Genomic DNA, 23717 nt, shown 5'->3' with positions numbered 1-23717 from the left:
ACGACCTGTTCGCCGCACTCGACCGCGCCCGCCCCGCCGGCGCCCGCACCGGAAGGAACCGCGACGGTGGCCGATGAGGAGAAGCTCCGCCAGTACCTGCGGCGCGCCCTGACCGACCTGCGCGAAGCCCAGCAGCAGCTCGAACAGGCCGAGGCCGACCGCACCGAGCCGATCGCCGTGATCGGCACCGCCTGCCGCCTCCCCGGCGCCGACTCGCCCGAACAGCTCTGGCAGCTGCTGCTGGACGAGCGCGACGCCACCGGCGACTGGCCCACCGACCGCGGCTGGGACGTCGACACCCTGTACCACCCCGACCCGGCCGTCCCCGGCACCAGCTACACCGTCCGCGGCGGATTCCGGTACGACGCCGCCGAGTTCGACGCCGCGTTCTTCGGCCTCTCGCCGCGCGAGGCCCTCGCCACCGACCCCCAGCAGCGCCTGCTGCTGGAGACCACCTGGCACGCCCTGGAACACGCCGGACTCGACCCGGAGAGTCTGCGCGGCAGCCGCACCGCCGTCTACACCGGCCTCACCGCGCAGGACTACCACACCCGCCCCGGCGCGGCCCGCCCCGAGCTGGAGGGCCACCTCGGCCTCGGCAACCTCCCCAGCGTCGCCTCCGGCCGGATCTCCTACCTCCTCGGCCTGACCGGCCCCGCCCTCACCGTCGACACCGCCTGCTCCTCCTCCCTGGTCGCCCTGCACCTGGCCGTCCGCGCGCTGCGCGCCGGCGAGAGCGACCTCGCCCTCGCCGGCGGCGTCACCGTGATGTCCTCACCCACCGGCTTCGTCGAGTTCTCCCGCCAGCGCGGCCTCTCCCCGGACGGCCGCTGCCGCTCCTACGCGGCCGCCGCCGACGGCACCGGCTGGGCCGAGGGCGCGGGCGTCCTGGTCCTGGAACGGCTCTCCGACGCCCGCCGCCACGGCCACCGGGTGCTCGCCGTGGTCCGCGGCAGCGCCGTCAACCAGGACGGCGCCTCCAACGGCCTCACCGCCCCGTCCGGGCCCGCCCAGCAGCGGGTGATCCGGCAGGCGCTCGCCGACGCCGGACTCGACCCGTCCGAGGTCGACGCCGTCGAGGGCCACGGCACCGGCACCACCCTCGGCGATCCGATCGAGGCCCAGGCCCTGCAAGCCGTCTACGGCGCCGGACGGAACGCCGAACGGCCGCTGCTGCTCGGCTCGTTGAAGTCCAACCTGGGCCACACCGCCGCCGCGGCCGGCGTCGCGGGCGTCATCAAGACCGTCGAGGCACTGCGCCACGGCGTCCTGCCCCGCACCCTGCACGTGGACGCGCCGACCCCGCACGTCGCCTGGGACGGCGGCGGCGTCGCCCTGCTGACCGAGCGCCGCCCCTGGCCGGAGACCGGCCGCCCGCGCCGGGCCGGGGTCTCCGCGTTCGGCGTCAGCGGCACCAACGCCCATGTGGTCCTGGAGCAGTGGACCGAACCGGAGGAAGCCCCCGCGCCGGAGGAGGAGCCCGCCGACGCGCCGCTGCCGTGGGTGCTCAGCGCCCGCACCGAGGGCGCGCTGCGGGCCCGCGCCGGACAGCTCGCCGACCTCCTCGCCGCCGACGGCCCCGGCGCCGCCGCCGCACTCGCCCGGGCGGCCGCCGCCCTGCCCCGCCACCCGCTGCGCGCCGTGCTCGCCGCCCGCCCCGAACGGGCCGCCGCACAGCTGGCGGCCTTCGCCCGGGGCACCGGCGAACCGCCCCGGGCCGCCGCGGGCGGGCGGACCGCCTTCCTGTTCACCGGCCAGGGCGCGCAACGCCCCGGCATGGGCGCCGAGTTGTACCGGACGTACCCGGCCTTCGCCGCCGCCTTCGACGAGGCCACCGCCGCCTTCCACCCGCACCTGCCGTACTCCGTGGCGGAGACCGTGCTGCGCACCGGCGACGCCGACCTGCTGAACCGCACCGCGTACACCCAGCCCGCGCTGTTCGTCCTGCAGACCGCGCTGTTGCGGCTGCTGGAGTCCTGGGGCGTCCGCCCCGACCTGGTCGCCGGGCACTCGATCGGCGCACTGGCCGCCGCGCACGCCGCCGGAGTGCTCGAACTCGCCGACGCCGCCGCCCTGGTGGCCACCCGCGCCACCCTGATGCAGGGCCTGCCCGCAGGCGGCGCGATGGCCGCCCTGGAGGCCGACGAGATCGAGGCACTGGCCGAACTCGCCCGCCACCAGGGCACGGTGGACCTGGCCGCCGTCAACGGCCCGCGCGCCGTGGTGGTCTCCGGCCGCGCGGACGCCGTCGAACAGGTCGCCGAGGCGTTCCGGGCCCGCGGCCGCCGAGCGGCCCGGCTCCGGGTCAGCCACGCCTTCCACTCGCACCTGATGGACCCCGTCCTCGACGAACTGCGCAGCGCCGCCAAGGAACTGACCCCGCACGAACCGACCGTGACCGTGGTCTCCGACCTGACCGGACGCCCCGCCGCCCCCGCCGAACTCGCCGACCCCGAGTACTGGGCCGCGCACGCCCGCCGCCCCGTCCGCTTCCTGGACGCCGTCCGCACCCTGCGCGCCGAGGGCGCCACCCGGTTCCTCGAACTCGGCCCCGACGGCATCCTCACCGCCCTCGCCAAGGACGCCCTCGCCGACGAGGACCCCGACCGGGCCCGCCGCCGACCCGCCGTCCTCGCCGCCGCGCTGCGCCGCGGCCGCCCCGAACCGGACACCCTGCTCGACGCCGTCGGCCGCCTGCACGCCGCCGGCGCCCCCGTCGACTGGACCGCCCCGCTCGGCGGCCCCCCCACCCGCCGGACCGCCCTCCCCGGCTACCCCTTCGACCGCCGCCGCCACTGGCTGGACGCCGGCCCCGCCACCGCGCCCGCACCGGTCGCGCCCGCGCCCGCGCCCGCCGTCGGACGGCTGGACGGGCTGGCGGGTCGTGAACTGCTGGACGCCCTGCACGAGTTGGTGACAGCGGAGGCCGCCGCCGTGCTCGGCCACCCCGATCCGGCCGGGCTGCCCGCCGACGCCCCGTTCGTGGAGATCGGCTTCGACTCGCTCACCGCCACCGAACTCGCCGAACGGCTCTCCGCCGCCACCGGTCTGCGCCTGTCCGGCGCGCTGACCATCCACCACCCCGACCCCGCCGCCCTCGCCGAGCACCTGCACCGCGAACTGGCGGACCGCCGGGGCCCCGGACCGGCCGCCGCCGAACCCCTGGCCGAGGTCTACCTGAGCCTCTGCCGGGCCGGACGCATCCCCGCCGCCACCCAGGTGCTGCTGGCCGCCTCCGAACTGCGCACCGGCTTCGACACCGACGGACGCGCCGGGCACGCCGTCCCGCCGGTCGCGCTCGCCGACGGGCCCGGGCCCGCCCTGGTCTGCTTCCCCGCACTGACCGCCCTCTCCGGCCCGCACGAGTACGCCCGGTTCGGCCGCGCCCTCGACGGCCGGCGCACCGCGCACGCCGTCCCCGCGCCCGGCTACCGCCCCGGCAGTGCCCTGCCCGACAGCGCCGAGGCGTTCGTCGCCCTCCAGGCCGACGCCGTCCAACAGCTCTACGGGGAAAGGCCGTTCGCCGTCCTCGGCCGCTCCCTCGGCGGATGCGTGGCGCACGCCGTCACCGCCGAACTGGAACGGCGCGGCGTCCGGCCGCTCGGGCTCGCGCTGGTCGACAGCTTCCCGATGGACACCGCGACACTGCCCGGCCTGGACTGGTGGATGCCCGCCATGGTCAACGGCATGCTCGACCGGATCGGCGACCAGGACCTCACCTTCACCGACACCGGCCTCACCGCCATGGGCGCCTACCTCCGCACCTTCGGCCCCTGGCAGCCCACCCCGATCCGCACCCCCACCCTCCTGCTGCGCGCCGACACCCCCCTCCCCGGCACCCCGCCCGACACCCCGGACTGGCACGCCTTCTGGCGCCCCCCGCACCGGACCCAGGACATCCCCGGCGACCACTTCACCGTCCTGGAAGAGCACTCCACCACCACCGCCGACACCGTCCACGACTGGCTCACCACGCTGGCCGCACGGCCTTGACGACACACCCCCGCCTGCGGCGGCCCTCCGGGCGACAACCCTGCTTGTCGGGTCGGCCTGGCGGTGGGCGGTCGACGTGCGGTGTGTCCGTCGATGACAACCAAAGTTGTCGGGAGGAGGGTCAGGAGTGGGTGACAACCTGGGTTGTCGCGGGGGTGGGTTCGGGGCGGGGCCAGCGTTTGCGGGCGGCCTGGCGGGTGATGCCGAGGAGGTGGCCGAGGTCGGCGTAGGAGGCTCCGGCGGCGAGGGCTTCGCGGGCCAGGCGGTCGACGCGGGCGGCGGCGGCGCGGCGTTCGGTCTCGGCGGCGGTGAGGGCGGCGAGCGGCCCCGGGGCCGGGTCGGTGGTGAGCAGGGGGCGCAGGCAGGGGCCGAGCAGGGCGGTCAGCTGTTCGGCGGGGGCCTCGTCGACCTCGGGGACGCGCAGCAGGTAGCGGGAGACCAGCAGGCCGAGCACCACCGTCCCGACCAGGGTGGCGCGCAGTTCGACGTCCTCGCCGGTGAGGGCGTCGGCGAGGGGGCTGTTGCCGGGGTCGGCGACCGCGCAGCGGACCGCCTCGGCGGCCTGGGGGTGCGTCAGCATCGAGCGCAGGACGGGCATGCTGCGGTCGGGCCGGCCGTCGATGTCGGCGAGGACGTGCGCCAGCAGGCGTTCGCCGAGCTGCTCGGGCGGGCCGGAGAGCGCGCCGCCGAAGGAGAGGCCGATCTCCGAGACGGCGTCGAACAGGCCCTCCTTGGAGCCGAAGTACTTCATCACCAGCGCCGGGTCGACCCCGGCGCGGTGGGCCACCGCCCGGACGGTGGTCTGCTCGTAGCCGTGCGTGGAGAACAGCTCCCGGGCGGCCGCCAGGATCGCCTGCCGGCTGCGGGTCCGTCGGGCGCCGGGGCCGTCCTGCTCGGGTGCCGTCATGCCGCCTCCTCGGGGCCGAAAGTTCAACGCTCGTTGACCAAAGATCGGGGCGTCCCTACCATGAAGCAGTCTACAAGCGTCGACCGCGGTCGAACCCTCGGCGCTTCCTCCGCCCTGCGCTCCAGGAGCCCGTCATGACCACTCATGACCAGTCACCCCCCGCCACCGGCACCCCGATCGAGGCGCCCGCGGCACCGGTACCACCCCAGTCCCAGTCCCAGTCCCAGCCCCAGCCCCAGGGCCCGGCCCCGTCCAAGGCCGGCGCGCTCGCCCTCGCGGTCATCGTCACCTGCCAGTTGATGGTGGCGGTGGACGGCAACATCGTGAACATCGCGCTGCCCCGCATCCAGTCCGGCCTGGGCTTCTCGCCGGGCGGCCTGGCCTGGGTGTTCAGCGCCTACTCGCTGGCCTTCGGCGGCCTGCTGCTGCTCGGCGGCCGGACCAGCGACGTGCTCGGCCGCCGCCGGATGTTCGCCTGGGGCCTGCTCACCGTGGTGGCGGCCTCGCTGCTCGGCGGCCTCGCCCCGAACGCGGGCGTGCTGATCGCGGCCCGCGCCCTGCAGGGCGTCGGCTTCGCGTTCGCCGCGCCCGCCGCGCTCTCGCTGATCGCCGTGACCTTCGCCGAGGGCCCCGAACGCAACCGGGCGCTGGGCGTGTTCTCCACCGTCGCGGGCCTCGGCATCACGCTCGGACTGATCCTCGGCGGCCTGCTGACCACGCTCTCCTGGCGGCTGGTGTTCTTCGTCAACGTGCCGATCGGCCTGGCCGCCGTCCTGCTGGCGTACCGTCACCTGCCGGAGACCGCCAAGCACCCCGGCCGCCTCGACGTGCTCGGCGCGCTCACCTCCACGGCGGGCTCCACGGCCGTGGTGTTCGGCCTGATCCACGCCTCCTCGGCGGGCTGGGGCTCGACCGCGACCGTGACCGCGCTGGTCCTCGGCGTGCTGCTGCTGGCCGCGTTCGTGCTGAGCCAGGCCAGGGTGAGCCGCCCGCTGATCCCGCTGTCGCTGTTCGCCCGCCGCGACCGCTCCGCCGCCTACGCGGTCTTCCTGCTGCTGTTCGCGGCGATGAGCGGCACCTACTTCCTGCTGTCGCTGTACGTCCAGGACGGCCTGGGCCTGCACCCGCTGACCGCCGGACTGGCGTTCCTGCCGCTGGCGGTCGCCCAGTTCCTCACCGCCCGCAACGCCTCGAAGCTGATCCCCCGGTTCGGCGCCAAGGCCCTGATCGTCACCGGCGCCGCCCTGCTGCTCGCCGACAGCCTGTGGCTGGCCGCCACCGGGCCGGAAAGCGGCTACTGGGACGGCCTGTTCGGGCCGCTGCTGCTGCTCGGCGCGGGCCTCGGCCTGGGCTTCGTCCCGCTCAACATGACCATCCTGTCCGGCCTCGCCCCGAAGGAGACCGGCGCCGCCTCCGGCCTGCTCCAGGCCGTCCAGCAGATCGGCCTCTCGCTCGGCGTCGCCGTCCTGGTCACCGTCTACGGCCGCACCCTGCACGGCGCCGCCCACCCCGGCCGCCCCGAACTCGCGCACGGCCTGGCCACCGCCGTCACCGCCGCCGCCGCGTTCAGCGGCCTCGCCGTCCTGATCGCCCTGTTCGTCATCACCCGTACGCAGAAGAAGAACTGACGGAGCATCGGAAAAACCCGGCGCGCCCGCAGCAGCGGGCGCGCCCCCGCAAGGCACCTGCCCCGCAAAGCACTCGCCCCGCAAAGCACCTGCCCCGGCAGGCACCAGCCCCGAAAGGCCCCGCCCGTGAGCACACCGCAGCACCTGCACCTGTCCGCCGCCCTGGACGGCGCGGGCTGGCACCCCGCCGCCCGCCACCTGGCCGACGGCGCACCGCGGTTCGACCTCGACCACTGGGCCGGGCAGGCCGCCCTCGCGGAGGCCGCGCTGCTGGACTTCGTCACCGTCGAGGACCCGCTGTCCCGGCTCCCCGGCCCCGCCGAGGACCTCGACCGCCGCCTCGGCCACACCCTGCGCCGCCTCGACGCGCTCACCCTGGCCGGGGCGCTCGCCGCCCGCACCCGGCACCTGGGCATCGTCCCCACCGTCGTCCTCAACACCGCCCGGCCCGCGCCGATCGCCAAGGCGACAGCCACCCTCGACCACCTCACCGCCGGCCGGGCCGGGGTCCGCACCCAGCTCAGCCCGGCCAAGCCGATCCCGCTGGAGACCCTGTTCCTGCCCGAGGTGCAGGAGCAGATCGGCCACAGCTTCGACCGCGCCGCCGAACTCGTCGCCGTGCTGCGCGCCCTCTGGGACGGCGTCGAGGACGAGGCGGCGCTGGCCGCGCTCGCCCCCGGCCGCTTCGCCACCGGCCCCGACCTGCCCGGCGAGTGGAGCCCCGACCCATCCCCGTCCACCGCGCCCCGCCCCCCGCAGGGCCACCCCGTGGTCTTCACCCTCGCCCACATCCGCATCCCCTGGCGCTACGGCGCCCGCGCCGCCGACGTGGTCGCGATCACCCCGCACAGCACCGAGGACATCCGCAACGCCGTCGGGGTGATCCGCACCGAGCAGGCCGCCGCCGGACGGGCCGACCGCACCGTGCACGTCTTCGCCGACCTGCTCGTCCACCTCGACGAGAAGCCCGGCGCCGCCGCCGACCGGCGCGCGCTCCTCGACGAGACCCTCGGCGAGGAGCACACCTCCGACGCCCTGGTCTTCGCCGGCACCCCCGCCGAACTCGCCGACCTGCTCCAGGACTGGCAGGCCGCCGGACTCACCGGCTACCGGCTGCGCCCCGCCAGCACCGCCCACGACCTGCCCGCGCTGGCCACCGGGCTCGCCCCCGAACTCCAGCGGCGCGGCGTCCACCGCACCGCCTACGCCGAGGAGACCCTGCGCGAACGGCTCGGTCTCGGCGCCCCCTGACCGCCCGCCCCGCCCGGACGCGGCACGGCCCGCCGCCCGCCGGCGTGCCGCGCCCCGTCCCCCTCCTCGGGGGAGCGGACCGGCTCCGGGCGGGCCTGCTCCGGGCGGGCCTGCTCCGCGCGGGCCGGCCCGGAGCGGACCAGTTCCGAACGGGCCAGCTCCGCCCGGCCCTTGACGCGCAGTTTCCGGTAGGTGTGGGTGAGGTGCTGCTCGACCGTGCTGACCGTGATGAACAGCCGCTCGGCGATCTCCCGGTTCGAGTGCCCGGCCGCGGCCAGCTCGGCCACCCGCCGCTCCGAGGCGCTCAGCCCCCACTCGTCCCCGTCGGCGGACGCCCGCAGCCGCTCCAGCAGCGGCCGCAGCCCCGCCGCCTCCGCCAGCTCCCGGGCCCGGCGCAGCGCCTCCCGGCCCGGCCGGTCCCGGCCCCCGGCCAGCTGCGCCTCGCCCAACTCGGCCAGTGTCCAGGCCAGTTCGACGGAGTCCAGGCCCTCCAGCCGGTCCGCGGCGGCGGTCAGCAGCTCGATCCGGTCGGCCGGCTCGCAGGCCGCCAGCGCCCGCAGCGACAGGCCCGCCGTGCGCGGCGCGCCCGCCGCCGGGTGCGCGACCTGCTCGCGCGCCAGCTCCCGGGCCCGCGCGGGCCGGCCGAGCAGCAGCAGGGCCCGGGCCGCGTCGCCCCGCCAGGGCAGGAAGGACGGCACGTCGAAACCCCACTCCTGGAGCAGCCGCCCGCACCGGGCGAAGTCCTCCAGCGCCGCGTCCGGCGCGCCCGACGCCAGCCGGTGCCGGCCGCGCGCGTGCAGGAACTGCGCCCCGTAGCGGGAGCGGTGCAGCCGCTCCGGCAGCGCCGGGAGCCGGCGCTCCGCGTCCGGGCGCGGGCCCAGCCCGGCGGCGGACAGCAGCAGCGCGGACAGCGGCGCGCCCACCCACACCCCCCAGCCGTCCGGGGGCAGCAGCTCCAGCGCCCGGGCGGCGTGCCGCTCGGCGGCCCGCAGCCCGCCGGTGCGCAGCGACACCTCGGCCAGCGTCGCGGTCAGCACGGCCTGCCAGACCGGTATCCGGCGCGCCCCGGCCTCGCGCAGCAGCCCGGCGCACCAGGGTTCGGCCTCGGCGGCCCGGTCCGCGTACAGCAGGACGTGCAGCGCGGAGACCAGCGCGCCGAAGGTGCCGTCCTCCAACGGCGTGGTGCGCAGCACCAGTTCGGCGGTCCGCAGGTCCTCCTCGGTGGCGCCCGCGCGGAGCACCCGGGGGAGGGCCAGCGAGGAGCGCTGCTGCGGCTCGTCCAGCGGCAGGCCGTCCGGCGGCAGGGGCCGCCCGGTGGGGACGAGGTGCGGCGAGAGCGCCCGCAACTGTTCGAGCGCGCGGGCGAGTTCGGCCCGGTCGGCGGGGGCGGCGGGCTCCGGCCGGGCGGCCAGGCCGGTCAGCTCGTCCTCGGTGCCGTGCCAGGCCAGCATCCGCAGCACGCTGGTGCGCTGACGGTCCGTCAGCTCGTGCGGGCGCTCGGCCAGCACCCGCACGTGCCGGTACGCGGAGCGCGGGTCGCCGCGGAACCGCACCGTGGCACGGGCCAGCACCAGTTCGGGGTCGGCCGGGTCGGCGGCCGCGGCCAGCACCAGGCAGGACTCCGCGAACCCCGGGTCGTCCCGGCGCAGCGCCGCCGCCGCGGCCTCCCGCAGCACCTGCCCGGCCCAGCCCGGCGAGCCGTCCCGGGCCGCCAGCAGGTGCCCGGCGACGGCCTCCGGGTCCGCCCCCGACTCGTACACCAGCCGGGCGGCGCGCAGTTCGCGGTCGGTCAGCTCGGCGTCGCCGAGGCCGTCCAGCACGGCCCGGGCCATCGCCGGGTCGCGCAGCCGGCCGTCCTCGACCAGCCCGGCGGCGGTCAGCGCCGCCAGCGCGCCGGGCACGGGGCGGCCCAGCAGCCGGGGCAGCAGCGCCGTCGAACCGGAGCAGGTCAGCACGGCCAGCGCCCGGGCCGGTTCGGCGGCGGCCGGGCCGACCCGGTGCAGGCAGGCCCGCACCGCGAGCGCGAACGCCGGGCCGGGGCGCGGCGCCGTCGGCCCGTCGGCCGGGTCCGCGGAGGCGGTGTCCTCGGCGAGGGCGCGCAGCAGCAGCGGGTTGCCGCCGGTGGTCCGGTACCAGGCCGCGGCGTCGGTGCGGCGGCCCGGCAGCAGCCGCTCCAGCAGCGCGGCGGTGCCCGCGGGGGAGAGCCGGTCCACCCGCAGCCGGGCCAGGTCCGGCAGCCGCAGCAGCGCCGCCCACCAGTCGCGGTCCGCGCCCGGGTCGCTCGGTGGGTCCGGCTCGGTGACCAGCAGCAGCACCCGGGCCTCGGGGGCGCGGGCGGCGAGCTGCACCAGGGCCTGCTGGGACGCCGGGTCGGCGTGCCGCAGGTCGTCGACGGCCAGCACCAGCGGCACCCGGGCCGACCAGTCGGCCAGCAGCGCCCACAGCTCCTGGTGCACCCGGGACGGCACCCGGCCCGCCGCCAGCGGGTCGGCCGCGCAGGACTCGGTCGGCTCCGGTTCGGCGAGCAGCGCCGCCGCGGCCGCCCGGACCCCGGCGGGCAGCCCCGGCCGGCCCAGCAGCTGCTGGAGCACGCCGAAGCGCGCCGACCGCTCCGAGCAGCGCCCGGTGGCGGACAGCACCACCGCGCCGCGCCGGGCGGCGTGCCCGGTCAGGGAGCGCAGCAGGTCGGTCTTCCCGCAGGCGGCCGGGCCGGTGACGGCGAGCACGCCCCCGGCGCCCTCGGTGCAGGCGTCCAACAGGCCGGTGAATCGGTCGAGTTGCTCGTGGCGTTCGACGGGGACCACATCTGCTCCCGGTGGGTCGGACCGGGGCGGCCGCCGGCGCCGGCGCCCGTCCCGGTGCTGTCGCTGGGTGTCGCGTGTCCGTCGGACGGCGCTGTCCGGCCGGAGGGGTGGGGGCCGGATCGGCCCGGGACCGGGGCCGGGTCCGGCCCGGGGTCAGGCGGGGCGGCCCGCCGGGTCGGCGGCGAGCAGGCCCGCGAGCAGGTCGGCGAGGGCCTGCTGGTGGTCCGTCAGGAAGAAGTGCCCGCCGGGGTAGCTGCGGACCTCGGCCGGGCCCTCGGTGTGCCCGGACCAGGCCGCGGCCTCGGCGGGGGTCACCTTGTCGTCGCGGTCGCCGGTCAGCACCGTCACCGGGCAGGCCAGCAGCGGGCCCTCCCGGTGCGCGTAGGTCTCCACCGCCCGGTAGTCGGCGCGCAGCGGCGGCAGGAACAGTTCGCGCAGCTCCGGGTCAGCGAGCACGGTCGGCATCGTCCCGCCCAGCTCGGCGAGTTCGGCCAGCAGCAGTTCGTCGGGCGCGTCGTGCAGGCCCTTCTCGCCCCGGACGGCGGACGGCGCGCGCCGCCCGGAGACGACCAGCAGCCGGGGCCCGCGCCCGGTCGCCGCGACGAGCCGGCGGGCGGTCTCGTAGGCGAGCAGCGCGCCCATCGAATGGCCGAGCAGCGCGGCCGGCGCGCCGGCCGTCCAGTCGGGCAGCAGCACCTCGGCGATCCGGTCGGCGAGCCGGTGCAGGTCGTCCACCGGCGGTTCGGCGTACCGGTCCTGACGGCCCGGGTACTGCACGGCCGTCACCGCGACCCGGCCCTCCAGCGCCGCCGACAGCGGGTGCCAGAAGCTCGCCGACCCGCCCGCGTGCGCGAAGCACAGCAGCCGCGGCGCGGCCGGGGGCGCGGAGTGGTAGCGGCGCAGCCACAGGTCGGAGTTCATACGGTCGTGCTCCCCTCGGTAGCGGCGGTCGGACGCCACCGGCCGCCCTGATGGTCGGGATCGTACGCGGGTCGCCGGTCGCGGAGGCGTCTCATCCGACCGGGCTCCCGGCGCCGACGGCGGCCAGCAGGCTCGCGGTGTAGGGGTGCCGGGGGCGGTCGAAGACCTCGTGGACGTCGCCGGTCTCGACGGCCTCGCCGTCCTTCATCACGATCAGCCGGTCGCTCACGTGGTGCACCACGGCGAGGTCGTGCGAGATGAACAGCATGGCGAGGCCGAGTTCGCGCTGCAGCTCGGTGAGCAGGTCGAGGACCTGGGCCTGCACGGAGACGTCGAGCGCGGAGACCGGCTCGTCGCAGACCAGCAGGCGGGGTTCGACGGCCAGCGCCCGGGCGACGGCGACGCGCTGGCGCTGGCCGCCGGAGAGCCGGGCCGGGCGGGAGCGCAGCACGGTGCCGGGCAGGCCGACCTGGTCGAGGAGCTCCCGGGCCCGGGCGTCCCGGGCGGCCCGGGGCAGGCCGGTGACGGCGAGGGCGTCGCCGAGCAGGCGGCGCACGTCGTGGCGCGGGTCGAAGGAGCCCAGCGGGTCCTGCTGCACCACCTGGACCAGGCGGCGGTGCGGCCGCCGCCGACGCTCCGTCAGCTCCGACCAGGGCAGGCCGGCGAACCGCACGGTGCCCGCGTCGGGCGCCAGCAGGCCGAGCGCGATCCGGGCCACCGTGGTCTTCCCGGAGCCGGACTCGCCGACCAGGCCCAGCGTCTCGCCCGCCGCCACCCGGAACGACACGTCCCGCACCACGGGCCGGCCCCGGTACGCCTTGGACAGGCCCTCCACGGCCAGCAGCACCGGCCGGTCGGCGGACGCCGGCGGTGCGGCGAGCAGCACCGGTTCGGCGAGCGGCAGCAGCACCGGCGAGGCGAGCGGCACCGGCGAGGCGAGCGGCAGCGGCGGGACGGGCGGCAACGGCGCGGCGGACGGCAGCTCCTCGCCCGGGTGCCAGCAGCGCGCGCCGCGGCCCTCCGGCCCGGCGGCGGGCGGCAGCGAGGTCAGGCAGCGCTCCTCGGCCAGCGCGCAGCGGGACGCGTAGGCGCAGCCCGCGGGGCCGGGCGCGGGGAGGTCGGCCGGGGCGGGGCGGACCGACAGTCGCCCGCCCTTGCGGTCGCGGTGCGGGACGGCGGCCAGCAGCGCCCGGGTGTAGGGGTGCCGCGGGTCGCCGAGCACCTGCTCGACCGGGCCGTGCTCGACCACGGCGCCGCCGTACATCACGGCGACCCGGTGGGCGAGCCGGCCGACCACCGCCAGGTCGTGGCTGATCAGCAGCAGCGAGGTGCCGTCGTCCAGCAGCTCCTTGAGCAGGTCGAGGACCTGGGCCTGCACGGTGGCGTCCAGCGCGGTGGTGGGTTCGTCCGCGATCAGCAGGTCGGGGCCGCCGGCCAGCGCGGAGGCGATCAGGGCGCGCTGGCGCAGGCCGCCGGAGAGCTGGTGCGGGTACTGGCCGGCCCGGTGCCCGGGCTCGGGGACGCCGACGGCGGCGAGCAGTTCGAGGACCCGCTTGCGGGTCTCCGGGCGGGGCGCGGGCCGGTGCAGGCCCAGCACCTCGCCGATCTCCGCACCGACGGTGCGCAGCGGGTCGAGCGAGACCAGGGCGTCCTGCAGGACCAGGCCGATCCGGCGGCCGCGCACCCGGCGCCAGGCGCGCTCGTCCAGGCCGCGCAGCTCGGTGCCGTCGAACTCCAGCCGCTCGGCGGCGACTTCGGCGCCGCGCCCGGTCAGGCCGACCAGGGTGCGGGCGGTGACGCTCTTGCCGGAGCCGGACTCGCCGACCAGGGCCAGGCACTCGCCGCGCTCCAGCCGCAGCGCCACGTCGCGCACCGCGGGGACGCCGCCGAAGGAGACCCGCAGGCCGTCGACGGCGAGCAGGGGTGTGCCGGTACTCATGCGGACCTCCGGGTGAAGCGCTGCTGCAGGTGGCGGCCGACCACGGTGACGGCGACCACGGTGACGGTGACCGCCGCGCCCGGGAACACCCCGAGCCACCAGGCGGTCTCCAGGAAGCCCCGGCCCTCGGCCAGCATCGCGCCCCACTCGGGGGACGGCGGGCGCGGCCCGAGGCCGAGGAAGCTGAGCGCGGACGCGGCGATCAGCGCGCTGCCGAAGCCGACGGTGGCCAGCGTCAGCAGCGGGGCCAGCGAGTTCGGCAGGACGTGCCGCAGGACCAGCCGCCAACGCGGCACGCCCAGCGCGACCGCCGCCTCCACGTAGCCGGAGCGGCGGACCAGCAGCGCCTCGGAGCGCACCATCCGCCCGTAGCCGGGCACCAGGGCGAAGCCGATGGCGAGCACCAGGTTGCCGGTGCCGGTGCCCAGCACGGTGATCACCAGCAGTGCCAGCAGCGTCGCGGGCAGCGCCAGCAGCACGTCGGCGGCGCGCATCAGCACCTGGTCGGCGTACCGGCCGCCGAGCGCCGCGGCCAGGCCGAGGACGGCGCCGCCGGCCACCGCGATCAGGGTCGAGCCGAAGCCGATGGCCAGCGCCGGGCCCGCGCCGTGCACCAGCCGCGACCACAGGTCGCGGCCCAACTGGTCGGTGCCCAGCAGGTGTGCGGAGCCCGGGCCCTGCAGGGCGTGCACCGGGTCGGTGGCGGTCGGCGGGGCCGCCGCGAACAGGCCGGGCGCGGCCGCGGCCAGCACGATCAGCGCCAGCACCGTCCCGGCCGCCAGCACCGCCCACGGCGGCACCAGGGACCGGGCGGCGGAGCGCCGGGTCGGAAGAGCGAGGGACACCGGATCACCTGTTCCCGAGTCGGGGGTCGAGCACGGTGTAGAGCAGGTCCACCACCGCGGAGATCAGCACGAACGCCAGCGCGGACAGCAGCACCACGCCGATCACCACCGGCACGTCCCGGCTGTTGACGGCGCCGAGCACCAGCGCGCCCACCCCGGGGCGGCCGAACACCGACTCCACCAGCACCGTCCCGCCCAGCAGCGAGCCGGTCAGCCAGCCGGTCAGCGTCACCAGCGGCACCGCGGCGTGCCGCAGCGCGTGCCGCAGCACCAGCGCGGTGCGGCCGCGCCCGCGGGCCCGCACGGTGACCGCGAACGGCTGGGCGAGCGCCGCCTCCAGGCCCTCGCGCAGCACCTGGGCGAGCGTCCCGGCCAGCGGCAGCGCCAGCGTCACGGCGGGCAGCACCAGCGAGCCGAAGCCGTCCGCGCCGGCCACCGGGAACAGCCGCAGGTGGAACGAGAACACCGTCAGCAGCACCAGGCCCAGCCAGTACGACGGGGTCGAGACCGCGACCAGCTCCCAGCCGCCGGTCAGCGCCCGCAGCGCGGGCGGCCGCCCGGCCGTCGCGACCGCCGAGGCGATCGCCACCAGCAGGGCCAGCAGCACGGCCGCGCCGACCAGTTGCAGGGTCGGGCCGAGCTGCTCGGCGACCAGCCCGGCCACCGGGCGCTGCAACTGGTAGGACCGGCCGAGGTCGCCGTGCAGCAGCCGGCCCAGGAAGTCCAGGTACTGGGCGGGCACCGACCGGTCGAAGCCGAGCTGGCGGCGGATCTCCGCGCGGACCTCCGGCGAGGCGGTGGTGGACGGGCCGAGCAGCACCGCCACCGGGTCGCCGGGGACCAGTTGGAGCGCGGCGAACGCCAGCGTCGCCGCGCCGAACAGGACCGCGACCGCCCCGGCCAGCCGGTGCAGCACGGCCCGCAGCAGGGCCGGGCCCCGCGACGGCGCTGCCGCCGCCGCGAGGCCGGAGGGTGCGGGGTGCGCGGTCGTCACGGGGTGCGCCACGCGTCGTAGAAGTTCAGCCAGGTGTCGGAGTCGAAGCCCAGCCCGCCGACCTTCGCGGACACGCCGGTCAGCGCGTACGGGGTGTACACCGGGATCACGGTGGCCAGGTCGATCGCCCGGGCCTGCACCTGCCGGTAGACCTTGGCGCGCTGCTCCGGGTCGAGGGTGGTGCGGCCCTGGTCGGTCCACTCGTCGAGCTGCCGGTCGGGCAGGAAGGTCGCGTTGATGCCGCCCTTGGCCGGGTTGGAGCCGGAGTTGAAGAACAGCCAGAGCACGTCCGGTTCGAACCGGGCCCAGGCCATGTCCACCACGTTCGCCTTGCCGCCGTACACCAGGGTCGAGTACGCGCCGACGTCGAGCGCGGGTCGCTGCACCTCGACGCCGATCTTCTTCAGGTCGGCCTGGATGGCCTGGCCGAGGATGTCGCGGCTCTGCTGGGTGGCGTTCGCGGTCAGCTGCGGCCAGTTCAGGGTGAGCCGCCTGCCGTCCTTGGTGCGGTAGCCCTCGCCGTCCCGGGCGGTCCAACCGGCCTCGTCCAGCAGCTTGTTCGACAGGGCCTGGTCGTACGGCCAGGAGTTCTCCAGGTCCTTGTTGTAGCCGGGCGTGCTGGCGGAGATCGGGCTCCAGGCGCGCGGGAACTGGCCGAACTGGACGGTCTTCACGTCGAGGTCGAGGTCGATGCCGCGCTGCACCGCCTGCCGGACCTTCTGGTCGTCCAGCGGCGCCAGCGAGCCGTTCAGCCACAGGTTGTAGTTGCCGCCGGGCGAGGCCTGGGAGAGCAGCTTCAGCTGGGAGTTGGCCTTCACACCGGACACGCTCTGCGGCGGCACCGCCTTGGCCACCTGCACCTGGCCGCTGTTCAGCGCGCCGACCCGGACCGAGGCGTCGGGCAGGAACCGCACCACGAACTTGTCCAGGTGCGCGGGGCCGGTGTGCGCGGCCGTCGCCGGGCCCCACGCGTAGTCCGGGTTCTTCTCGAACACGGCCTCCTGGCCCTTGCTGTACGACACGAACCGGAACGGCCCGGTGCCGACGTCGGCCGCACCGCCCTGGCCGAGCTTCGCCGCGTTCTCGGTGAGCGCCTTCGGCGAGTAGAAGCCCAGGTAGGCGGTGGACGCGGCCTGCAGGAACGGCGCGGACGGCTGGGCGAACTCGACCTTCGCGGTGGCCGGGTCGACCACCGTGGTGCCGGTGTAGGAGCCCAGCAGGTTCGCCGCGTACTGCGACTTGGTCTCCTTCGCCACGATGTGGTCGAAGTTGGCCTTCACCGCGGCCGCGTCGAACGGCGTGCCGTCGTGGAACTTCACGTCGGTGCGCAGGTGGAAGGTGAAGCTCTTCAGGTCCGGGGCGACCTCCCACGAGGTGGCCAGCCACGGATGGAACTTGCCCTCCGCGTCCTCCGACACCAGCGAGTCGAAGACCTGCCGCTGCAGCTCCGCCGTCAGGTCCTGGGTCGACACGTGCGGGTCCCAGGACACCGGCTCGGTGTCGACCGCGTACGTCAGGGTGCCGCCCGCCACCGGCTTGCCCGCGTCCGCGGACGTGCCGCCGCCGGTGCCGGAGCAGCCGGCCAGCAGCAGGACGCCGGCGGCCGCGGCGGCGAGGACCCGGGCCGGGCCGGGTCTGTGGATGCGCATGGGAATCTTTCCTCCGAGCTTTCGAAGCTTTCGAACTGTTCACGAACGCGGCCGCTGTTTCCCGGTGTTGCGTTCTGATGACGGGACGGAGACCGGAGCCTCCTTCAACGGCCGATGTATGAAAGGGAGTTGACGATCCGTCCGGACCGGCGGAAGGCGCCGGCCGACCGGCCCGCTGTTAATCTCGAAAAATGACCGGAACATTGGACATCGGCGTGCTGCGCAGCCTCGCCGCGATCGGCGACCACGGCGGTTTCCACCGCGCCGCGGCGGCCCTGGGCATCTCCCAGTCCGCCGTCAGCCAGCACGTCCGCCGCCTGGAGCGCACCCTCGGCCGCCCTCTGGTCGAGCGCAGCGGCCGCGGCATCCGGTTCACCCCGGCCGGCGAACTCGCCCTCACCGAGGCCCGCCGGGTGCTCGCCGCCCACGACGAGGCACTCGTCCGGCTCGGCATCGCCGAACCCGCCGCGACCGGCTACCTGATCGGCTCCACCGAGCACGTCGCCGAACGCGTCCTGCCCGCCATCACCCGCACCGCCAGCGCCCAACTCCCCGGCCGCACCGTCCGGTTCAGGCTCGACCGGGGCGGCCGGCTGCACCAGGCGCTGGACGAGGGCGCGCTCGACGCCGCCGTCTTCATCGGCGACAACGGCGGCCGGCCCGGCGAACTCGCCGGCGGCGTCCCGCTGTCCTGGTTCGCCGCCCCCGAATGGGACCACCCCGCGCCCGGCGCGCCCGTCCCGCTGATCGCCATCGACGGGCCCTGCGTCCTGCGCGACCGCGCCCTGACCGCGCTGCGCACCGGCGGCCGCACCGTCACCGTGATCGCCGAGGCCGCCCAACTCGTCGGCGTCATCAGCGCGGTGCGCAGCGGACTGGGCGTCGCCCTGCTTGCCGACCAGGGCCCGCCGCCGCCCGGCCTGGTCCGCCTGAACGGACTCCCCGCCGTCCCGCCCGAACCCCTCTACCTGCGCTACCGCGCGGGCGCGCCCAAGCAGTTGGCCGGAGTGCTGCGCGCCGCCCTGGACACCCTCGGCGGCAACATCCTCGGCGGCCAAGGGAGTTGACGGCAACGGCCGGACGGCGGGGCGGGCGCTCACCCGAGCCGCCGCCCGTAGTCGGTCAGCGCCGCCGCCCCGACCGCCAGCAGCGCCGCGTCCTCCTGCGGGGCGTGCACGCCCGCCGCCTGGACGTCCCGGAAGATCCGCTCCAACGGCCCGTCCTGCGACAGCGCCGCACTGCCCAGCAGGCGCACCGACAGCTCCACCGCCCGGGTCAGGTCGCGGATCACCGCGACCTTCGCCGACAGCGCCGCCGCCGCCGCCACCTCCTCGCCCCGGTCCAGCTTCCCGGCGATCGCCAGGATCAACTGCTCCGAGGTCGACAGCAGCACCTCGATCTCGCCCGCCGCCCGCCGGAACCGCTCGGTGGTGCCCACCGGACGGCCCAACCGGCTCGGCACCTTGGTGTACCCGGTGCGGTGCACCTCGTCCTGCGCCGCCCGGGCCGCGCCCAGGTACAGCGCCGACGAGATCAGCAGCAGCGCGTTGGCGTGCTCCCGGTCCGGCTCCGGGCCGGAGCCGGACCGCTCCGGCGTCCCGTAGCCGTCGAACTCGATCAGGTCCGCCGGGCCGACCTCCACCCCGGTGAACACCACCTCGTGGCTGACCGTGGCCCGCATCCCCAACTGCCGCCAGGTCGGCACGATCTCGATGCCCGGCGAGCCGCCCGGCACCACGAACACCGCCAGCCGCGGCACCGGCTCGTCCGTCACCGCCCACAGCAGGAAGTACGCCAGGCCCTCCGCGCCCGTCACGAACCGCTTCCGGCCGGTGATCGCCCAGCCGTCCGCGGTCCGCCGCGCCACCGTGCCGCCGCCCGGACCGGCGTCCGGCTCCGCCCGGGCGTGGTTGAGCAGCGTCGGACGCTCCGCCGACTCCGCCAGGATGCGCCGGTACAGGTCCGGCGGCCACGGCCGGCCGCTCTCCAGCACGTGCGGCACCAGCGTCATCGCGGCGATCAGCGCCACCGAGGTGTCGCCCCGGCCCAACGCCAGCAGGATGCGCGCCAGATCCGCGAACCCGACCCCGGGACCGCCCCACTCCTTCCCCACCGTCGCCGTCAACAGCCCCTCGTCGTGCAGCAGTCGCACCGCCGCGTGCGGGAACTCCCCGGTCCGGTCGTACGCGCCGGCGGTCTCCGCCAGCGCGGCGGTGATCCCGTCCAGCCGGGACAGGTCGGGCCGCGGCAGCCGGAAGCCGTCTGCGGCGGGGGAGTCGGGAACGGGCGGGGCGGAGCTGGTCATGACGCATCCTCGAACAGGGGCCGGCGGGCGGACGGACGGGCGGCGACGCGGAACCGGGCAGCCCGCCGCGGCGGCCGACCGGACCCGACGACGGGCACGACGGACACGGCGGACACGGCAGGGCGGCACCGACGGGGCAGACGGACGGAGCGGACAGGGCGGACAGGGAGGCCGCCACGGGGCACGGACACCGGGGCCGGGGCCGCGCGGAGGCGGCCGGCGATCAGCGTCCGGCGGTCGGGTTCAGCGACAGCGGGCGGAACCGACGAAACCGAAGTCGACGGCGCGACGGCTGGTCAGCAGCGGCGTCGGCGCGGGACACAGCCGCGGGCAGGCGAACACCGCGGCCGCACTCGGACCGCCGATCACCGCACACACGTTCCCGGACATGGCCCCGAGTCTGGTCGATCACAACTCCGCACGTCTACGCCCGACTTGTGATCGGAATCGAACACCCCCGCTTATCGGTCGGTCCGAGATGTCGGCCGGACCCCCATCGCGCCCGGAACGGAACGCGTAGGGTATGCCGGGTGACTGAGCAGACGCGCAACGTGGTCGGTGACCACGCCCGGGTGGACACGGTCGTACAGGCCCACCACGTCGGCACTGTGAACATCCATCAGCCCCGACTCCTCACTCATTGGCCGTCCTTCGAACTCCCTCCCGAACGAGCCCACTTCGTCGACCGGGAGGAGGAACAGGAGCGGATCGCCGCCCTGGGCGCCCCAGGCGGCGACGGCATCCGACCGGACAGGACCGGCGACGGCACCCGGCCGCGGATCGTCGCGGTCAGCGGCATCGGCGGAGTGGGCAAGACGACCCTGTGCGTCCGGGTCGGCCACCGACTGTCCGACGCCTACTCGGACGGCGCGTACTACCTCGACCTGGACGAGCACCGGCGCGACGGGGTGGTCGACCTCGCCGCCATCCTGATCGACGTCCTCCTCTCACTCGGGGTGGAACGCGAATGGCTGCGCCACGACTTCCGCGGCCTGGTCCGCCAGTTCTGGGACCGGACCAGGAACAAGCGCCTGCTCCTGGTGATCGACAACGCCCGTAGCGCGGCCGAGGCCGAATCCCTGCTGCCGGCCTCTGCCCGCAGCCTGGTCCTGGTCACCAGCCACGGCCCGCTGCACGGCCTCGGTCCGGCCGTCGAGGAGCTGGCCCTCTCCCCGCTCAGCGTCACGCACATCACCGAACTGCTGCGTCTGTTCTTCGGCGAGCAGCGCTGGTCCACCGCCGACCCGGCCGCCGTGCAGGCCCTGGCCGCAGTCTGCGGCGGACTCCCGAAGGCCGCAGAGGTGGCTGGCGACCTCGCTCGAAAGCTCCCGCACCGCGGCCTGGCCGCCCTGGCCGAACGCCTCACCGCGGACCTCCACGAGCGGGGCAGCGCCCCCGTGGAAGCGGTCTGGGACACGGCTTACGCCGAGCTGGCCCCGGACACCGCCCGGTTGTACCGCTACCTGCCCGAATGCCCCGGGCCGTTCGCCATCCTGCCGACCGCCGCCGCTCTGCTGGGCCTCGACCTGTTCGACGCCGAGGACGCCCTCGCCGAACTCGTCCAAGCCGGTCTGCTCGACTACCGGGCCGGTGGCTACCGGCAGCACGCCCTGGTCCGCAGCCACGCCCGCAGGGTCGGACGTATCACCGACCCCGACGGGACCGAGCTCGCCGAGGCCCGGGCCCGGCTGTTGCACTGGCTGCGCAGGCAGACCGCCCTGGCCGACTTGATGATCGCCGGGTCCCGGGCCACCGTCCAATCCCAACTCCCACCGCTGCCGGGGGTTCCGGACGCCGACCTGGGCAGTGTCCGGGCCGACGCGGTGCGCTGGATGGAGGCCAACCGGCACACCCTGTACGGTGCGGTCGGCCTCGCCTACGACAGCGGTCGGAACGAGGACGCCGTGGCCCTCACCGAATCCCTGTGGACGCACTTCCTCGACTACCCGAGGCACGTCGAGGTGACCGACCCCGTCGAGGGGTACCGCTCGGACGCCATCGACGCCTTCCGTACCGGCGTCGCCGCCGCCGACCGCACCGGGAACCTCCTCGCCCGGGTGCGGACCCGCAGCATGCTGGCCCGCCCGCTCTGGGAACAGGGGGGCTTCGACGAGGCCGCGGCCGCCCTGGAACAGGCCTGTGCGCTGGCGGGACTGCTCGACGACTCGTACGAACACCGGCGGATGGCCGGGTCAGCGATCGACTTCCGCGGCCAACTCGCCCTCGCCCGTGGAGAAACCGCTGCCAAGTACGGGGACCGGGCTGCCTCGCTCGCCGACTTCGCCGCCGCCCGCGCCGACTTCACCGCGGCCCGGGAGATCCAGAGCGCGATCGGCAACGCCTACGGCGCCGCGCTCCAGACCTATCAGCTGGCGAAGACCGAGGCCGCCGCCGGGGACCAGCCCGCCGCCGCCGAACTCTTCGAGCGGGCGCGGGCCGAGTTCACGGCCCTGTCGGGGCGGGAACGGATGGCCGCCCGGACTGCCTTCGGGCTGGCCCGGGCCCTGCGGCAACTCGGCCGCCACCCGGAGGCCGAGGCACTGCTGGCCGAGGCGCTGGCGAGCGCGGTCGCCCGGGGCTCCGGCTACGACGAGGCGCGGATCAGTTCCGAACTCGCCGAACTCGCCGACCAGGTCGGACGGCCCTCTGAGGCGGCCCGACACCGGGCCCGGGCGGCTGTCCTGCGGGCAGCGGCCGGAGCGGGGCAGGACAACGCCTGACACTGGAGCTGTCCCGGACGTCACAACTCGGCTTCCAACTCCTCCGGGTCGGCCGCACCCAGTTCCAGACGCACCGTCACCGTGTCGACGGTGCACTCGATGTCGACCGGGAGTTCTCCGGCGAGACGGGGGTGCGCCACCAGCCAGGCGTAGACCGCCGAGACCGCTGCGGCCGGATCGATCCGACGGATCCGGCCGTCCGCCCGATGCGGCGGGACGCGCAGGGCGAACGCGCCGTGGTGGCGGTGGACCAGCAGGCAGCGCTCGGGGGAGAGCAGGGCCGCGGCGATCCGGCAGCTGGGCAGTTCGTCGAGAACGTGCGCGGTCCAGCCAGCGACGGACCAGCGCCCCGTGCCGGGTCTGCGCCACAGGACCTCGGCGCTGCGCTGTTCGGCGAACCCCACTGCGCCGTGATGTGCGACCCGGTGGTGGAAGGGCAGCTCGGTGCTGTTCGGGAACCGTTCCACGCGTACCCGCCGACCCTCGACCTCGGCCCGCACCGCCAGGGACGAGGCGGGGGCGTGCGGTGCCACAGGGGGCGGCAGGAGCCGAGGTTTCGGCGGCGTTCGAGGGGGCGTCAGGTCGAGCAGCCGGTACAGTTCGGTGCGCAACAGCGGCAGCGCCCGGTCGGGATGGGCGAAGGTCTCGGCGGTGAATTCCGACGGATCGGGTCCAGTGGCCTTGCGCAGCAGCTCGGGCAGTTCGGAGGCCCGGGTGAAACGCGGTGCCGCCGCGAGCAACTGGGCCATCGGGGTGCCGGGGATCAGTTCGGTCCCGCCGTCGTACCCGTCCAGGATTACGGCGTGGCCGAGTGCGGCCGCGTACAGAGCGGTCGAGCCGTGGTCGGTGAGCACCGCGTCCGCCGCGATCAGGACGGATGCCCATTCCTGGTACGAGGAGGGCAACAGCAGACCGGCCCGCTGCGCGGGCAGGAGGTACTCGGCGAGGTTCTGGAGGCCCTTCTCGCTGACCTTGTTGGGGTGGATCACCAAGGCCACCCGGTAACTGTCCACAGGCAGACGAAGCGTCAGCTCCAGCGGCAGATCGTGGTGGCGGGCCAGCAGGCTCTCGTCCCCGTGGGTGCTCAGTACAGCCAGCAGGGTCTGGTCGTCGACGCCGAGGTCGGTCCGATACCTCTCCCGGAGTCCCAGGGAATCCCGCAGCCGGTCCAGTGTCGGATCGCCGACCACGACAGCCTTGGGGACCGACTGCGGGCAGTGTTCAGCGAGCCGAGCGAGCTCGGAGCCGTGTCCGAGACCGTGCAGGTCGGCCCACGGTTCTCCATCCTCCAGCAAGAACGCGGGGTCCAAACCGGACGGGATGCCTGGGGAACCCTCGTCGTGGAACGTCTTGTTGAACCCGGCCCCGTGCGGCAACAACGCCTTGGAGCGTGCGGAGAGACTGGTCAGCGCACCTTTGGGGCTGGCGAAGATGATCAGGTCGAAATGGTGTTCCCGGGCTTGCTCGAAGTCCATCACCCGGGCGCCCGAACGGTCCAGTGCTGCCAGCGCATCCATGTCGAACTCGGAGCCGGGCACCAGGGTGAACCAGCGGTCGATCCGATCATCGCCCTCGAACACCGGCAGCACGTCCAGCAGTCGGTGCAGCGTCACCGCCGAGCGGAACGCCAGGAGCACGGAGGGCTTGGTGGTCCGGCCTGCTTCAGGCATGAGCCGATGGTAGCGGCGTCTCCCGTCCGCCGCCCGCCGCATCAATAGAGATGACTACCCGTCAATGTCGCTGCCCCCGGACCGGAGCGCC

General features: G+C 75.8%; 13 protein-coding genes and 1 pseudogene. 5 read left to right on the top strand and 9 right to left on the bottom strand.

What is annotated here, in order from left to right:
- Nucleotides 1–66 precede the first annotated feature (66 nt).
- Nucleotides 67–3993, top strand: a pseudogene (locus ACIQBJ_RS33335) (type I polyketide synthase); the annotation flags it as partial.
- 121 nt (nucleotides 3994–4114) lie between these two features.
- Here the strand turns inward: ACIQBJ_RS33335 and ACIQBJ_RS33330 are convergent.
- Complete coding sequence (locus ACIQBJ_RS33330) at nucleotides 4115–4900, bottom strand: TetR/AcrR family transcriptional regulator (RefSeq protein ID WP_400718281.1); 786 nt, start codon at nucleotides 4898–4900, stop codon at nucleotides 4115–4117.
- Between the two features lie 134 nt (nucleotides 4901–5034).
- Between ACIQBJ_RS33330 and ACIQBJ_RS33325 the strand changes: the two genes are divergently transcribed.
- Nucleotides 5035–6528 carry an MFS transporter gene (locus tag ACIQBJ_RS33325; protein ID WP_400718279.1) on the top strand — a complete coding sequence of 498 codons (1494 nt, stop codon included), beginning with the start codon at nucleotides 5035–5037 and terminating at the stop codon, nucleotides 6526–6528.
- 126 nt (nucleotides 6529–6654) lie between these two features.
- Complete coding sequence (locus ACIQBJ_RS33320) at nucleotides 6655–7779, top strand: LLM class flavin-dependent oxidoreductase (protein ID WP_400718277.1); 1125 nt, start codon at nucleotides 6655–6657, stop codon at nucleotides 7777–7779.
- On the opposite strand, the gene ACIQBJ_RS33315 is transcribed toward ACIQBJ_RS33320, so the two are convergent.
- The 6 genes from ACIQBJ_RS33315 to ACIQBJ_RS33290 all read right to left on the bottom strand — a co-directional run bounded on the left by ACIQBJ_RS33315 (nucleotide 7731) and on the right by ACIQBJ_RS33290 (nucleotide 16931).
- Nucleotides 7731–10583: an AAA family ATPase gene (locus ACIQBJ_RS33315; RefSeq protein WP_400718275.1), complete on the bottom strand. Its 2853-nt coding sequence runs from the start codon at nucleotides 10581–10583 to the stop codon at nucleotides 7731–7733. The genes ACIQBJ_RS33320 and ACIQBJ_RS33315 overlap by 49 nt on opposite strands.
- Before the next feature lie 153 nt (nucleotides 10584–10736).
- Complete coding sequence (locus ACIQBJ_RS33310; protein WP_400718273.1) at nucleotides 10737–11504, bottom strand: thioesterase II family protein; 768 nt, start codon at nucleotides 11502–11504, stop codon at nucleotides 10737–10739.
- A gap of 91 nt (nucleotides 11505–11595) precedes the next feature.
- Nucleotides 11596–13443, bottom strand: a complete 1848-nt coding sequence (locus ACIQBJ_RS33305; protein ID WP_400718270.1) for a dipeptide ABC transporter ATP-binding protein — start codon at nucleotides 13441–13443, stop codon at nucleotides 11596–11598.
- Nucleotides 13440–14288, bottom strand: coding sequence for an ABC transporter permease (locus ACIQBJ_RS33300; RefSeq protein WP_400718268.1), 849 nt, complete (start codon nucleotides 14286–14288; stop codon nucleotides 13440–13442). The genes ACIQBJ_RS33305 and ACIQBJ_RS33300 overlap by 4 nt, the downstream gene beginning before the upstream one ends.
- A 4-nt stretch (nucleotides 14289–14292) precedes the next feature.
- Nucleotides 14293–15282, bottom strand: a complete 990-nt coding sequence (locus ACIQBJ_RS33295; RefSeq protein ID WP_400718266.1) for an ABC transporter permease — start codon at nucleotides 15280–15282, stop codon at nucleotides 14293–14295.
- Nucleotides 15279–16931 (bottom strand): ABC transporter substrate-binding protein, encoded by a 1653-nt coding sequence (locus ACIQBJ_RS33290; RefSeq protein WP_400718264.1) that lies wholly within the window; start codon nucleotides 16929–16931, stop codon nucleotides 15279–15281. The genes ACIQBJ_RS33295 and ACIQBJ_RS33290 overlap by 4 nt, the downstream gene beginning before the upstream one ends.
- A gap of 191 nt (nucleotides 16932–17122) precedes the next feature.
- Between ACIQBJ_RS33290 and ACIQBJ_RS33285 the strand changes: the two genes are divergently transcribed.
- Nucleotides 17123–17998, top strand: a complete 876-nt coding sequence (locus tag ACIQBJ_RS33285; protein WP_400718262.1) for a LysR family transcriptional regulator — start codon at nucleotides 17123–17125, stop codon at nucleotides 17996–17998.
- Between the two features lie 29 nt (nucleotides 17999–18027).
- Here ACIQBJ_RS33285 and ACIQBJ_RS33280 read toward each other — a convergent pair whose 3' ends face one another.
- Nucleotides 18028–19236 (bottom strand): acyl-CoA dehydrogenase family protein, encoded by a 1209-nt coding sequence (locus ACIQBJ_RS33280; protein ID WP_400718260.1) that lies wholly within the window; start codon nucleotides 19234–19236, stop codon nucleotides 18028–18030.
- Nucleotides 19237–19766: 530 nt separating this feature from the next.
- On the opposite strand from ACIQBJ_RS33280, the gene ACIQBJ_RS33275 reads away from it, so the two are divergent.
- Nucleotides 19767–21956, top strand: coding sequence for an AAA family ATPase (locus ACIQBJ_RS33275; RefSeq protein ID WP_400718258.1), 2190 nt, complete (start codon nucleotides 19767–19769; stop codon nucleotides 21954–21956).
- 20 nt (nucleotides 21957–21976) lie between these two features.
- On the opposite strand, the gene ACIQBJ_RS33270 is transcribed toward ACIQBJ_RS33275, so the two are convergent.
- The gene (locus ACIQBJ_RS33270) at nucleotides 21977–23626 is read right to left on the bottom strand and encodes a translation initiation factor 2 (protein WP_400718256.1); all 1650 of its coding nucleotides are present in this window, start codon (nucleotides 23624–23626) and stop codon (nucleotides 21977–21979) included.
- Nucleotides 23627–23717 lie beyond the last annotated feature (91 nt).

It is taken from the genome of Kitasatospora sp. NPDC088391 (genome assembly GCF_044753345.1).
Classification (GTDB): Bacteria; Actinomycetota; Actinomycetes; order Streptomycetales; family Streptomycetaceae; genus Kitasatospora.
The sequence above is the reverse complement of the archived record's forward strand: the minus strand, read 5'-3'. Positions and strand labels throughout refer to the sequence as shown.

Excerpts from the sequence above, each read along its gene's own strand:
- ACIQBJ_RS33330 (WP_400718281.1), bottom strand. The coding sequence starts at position 4,900 with ATGACGGCACCCGAGCAGGACGGCCCCGGCGCCCGACGGACCCGCAGC.
- ACIQBJ_RS33325 (WP_400718279.1), top strand. The coding sequence starts at position 5,035 with ATGACCACTCATGACCAGTCACCCCCCGCCACCGGCACCCCGATCGAG.
- ACIQBJ_RS33310 (WP_400718273.1), bottom strand. The coding sequence starts at position 11,504 with ATGAACTCCGACCTGTGGCTGCGCCGCTACCACTCCGCGCCCCCGGCC.
- ACIQBJ_RS33305 (WP_400718270.1), bottom strand. The coding sequence starts at position 13,443 with ATGAGTACCGGCACACCCCTGCTCGCCGTCGACGGCCTGCGGGTCTCC.
- ACIQBJ_RS33290 (WP_400718264.1), bottom strand. The coding sequence starts at position 16,931 with ATGCGCATCCACAGACCCGGCCCGGCCCGGGTCCTCGCCGCCGCGGCC.
- ACIQBJ_RS33285 (WP_400718262.1), top strand. The coding sequence starts at position 17,123 with ATGACCGGAACATTGGACATCGGCGTGCTGCGCAGCCTCGCCGCGATC.
- ACIQBJ_RS33280 (WP_400718260.1), bottom strand. The coding sequence starts at position 19,236 with ATGACCAGCTCCGCCCCGCCCGTTCCCGACTCCCCCGCCGCAGACGGC.
- ACIQBJ_RS33270 (WP_400718256.1), bottom strand. The coding sequence starts at position 23,626 with ATGCCTGAAGCAGGCCGGACCACCAAGCCCTCCGTGCTCCTGGCGTTC.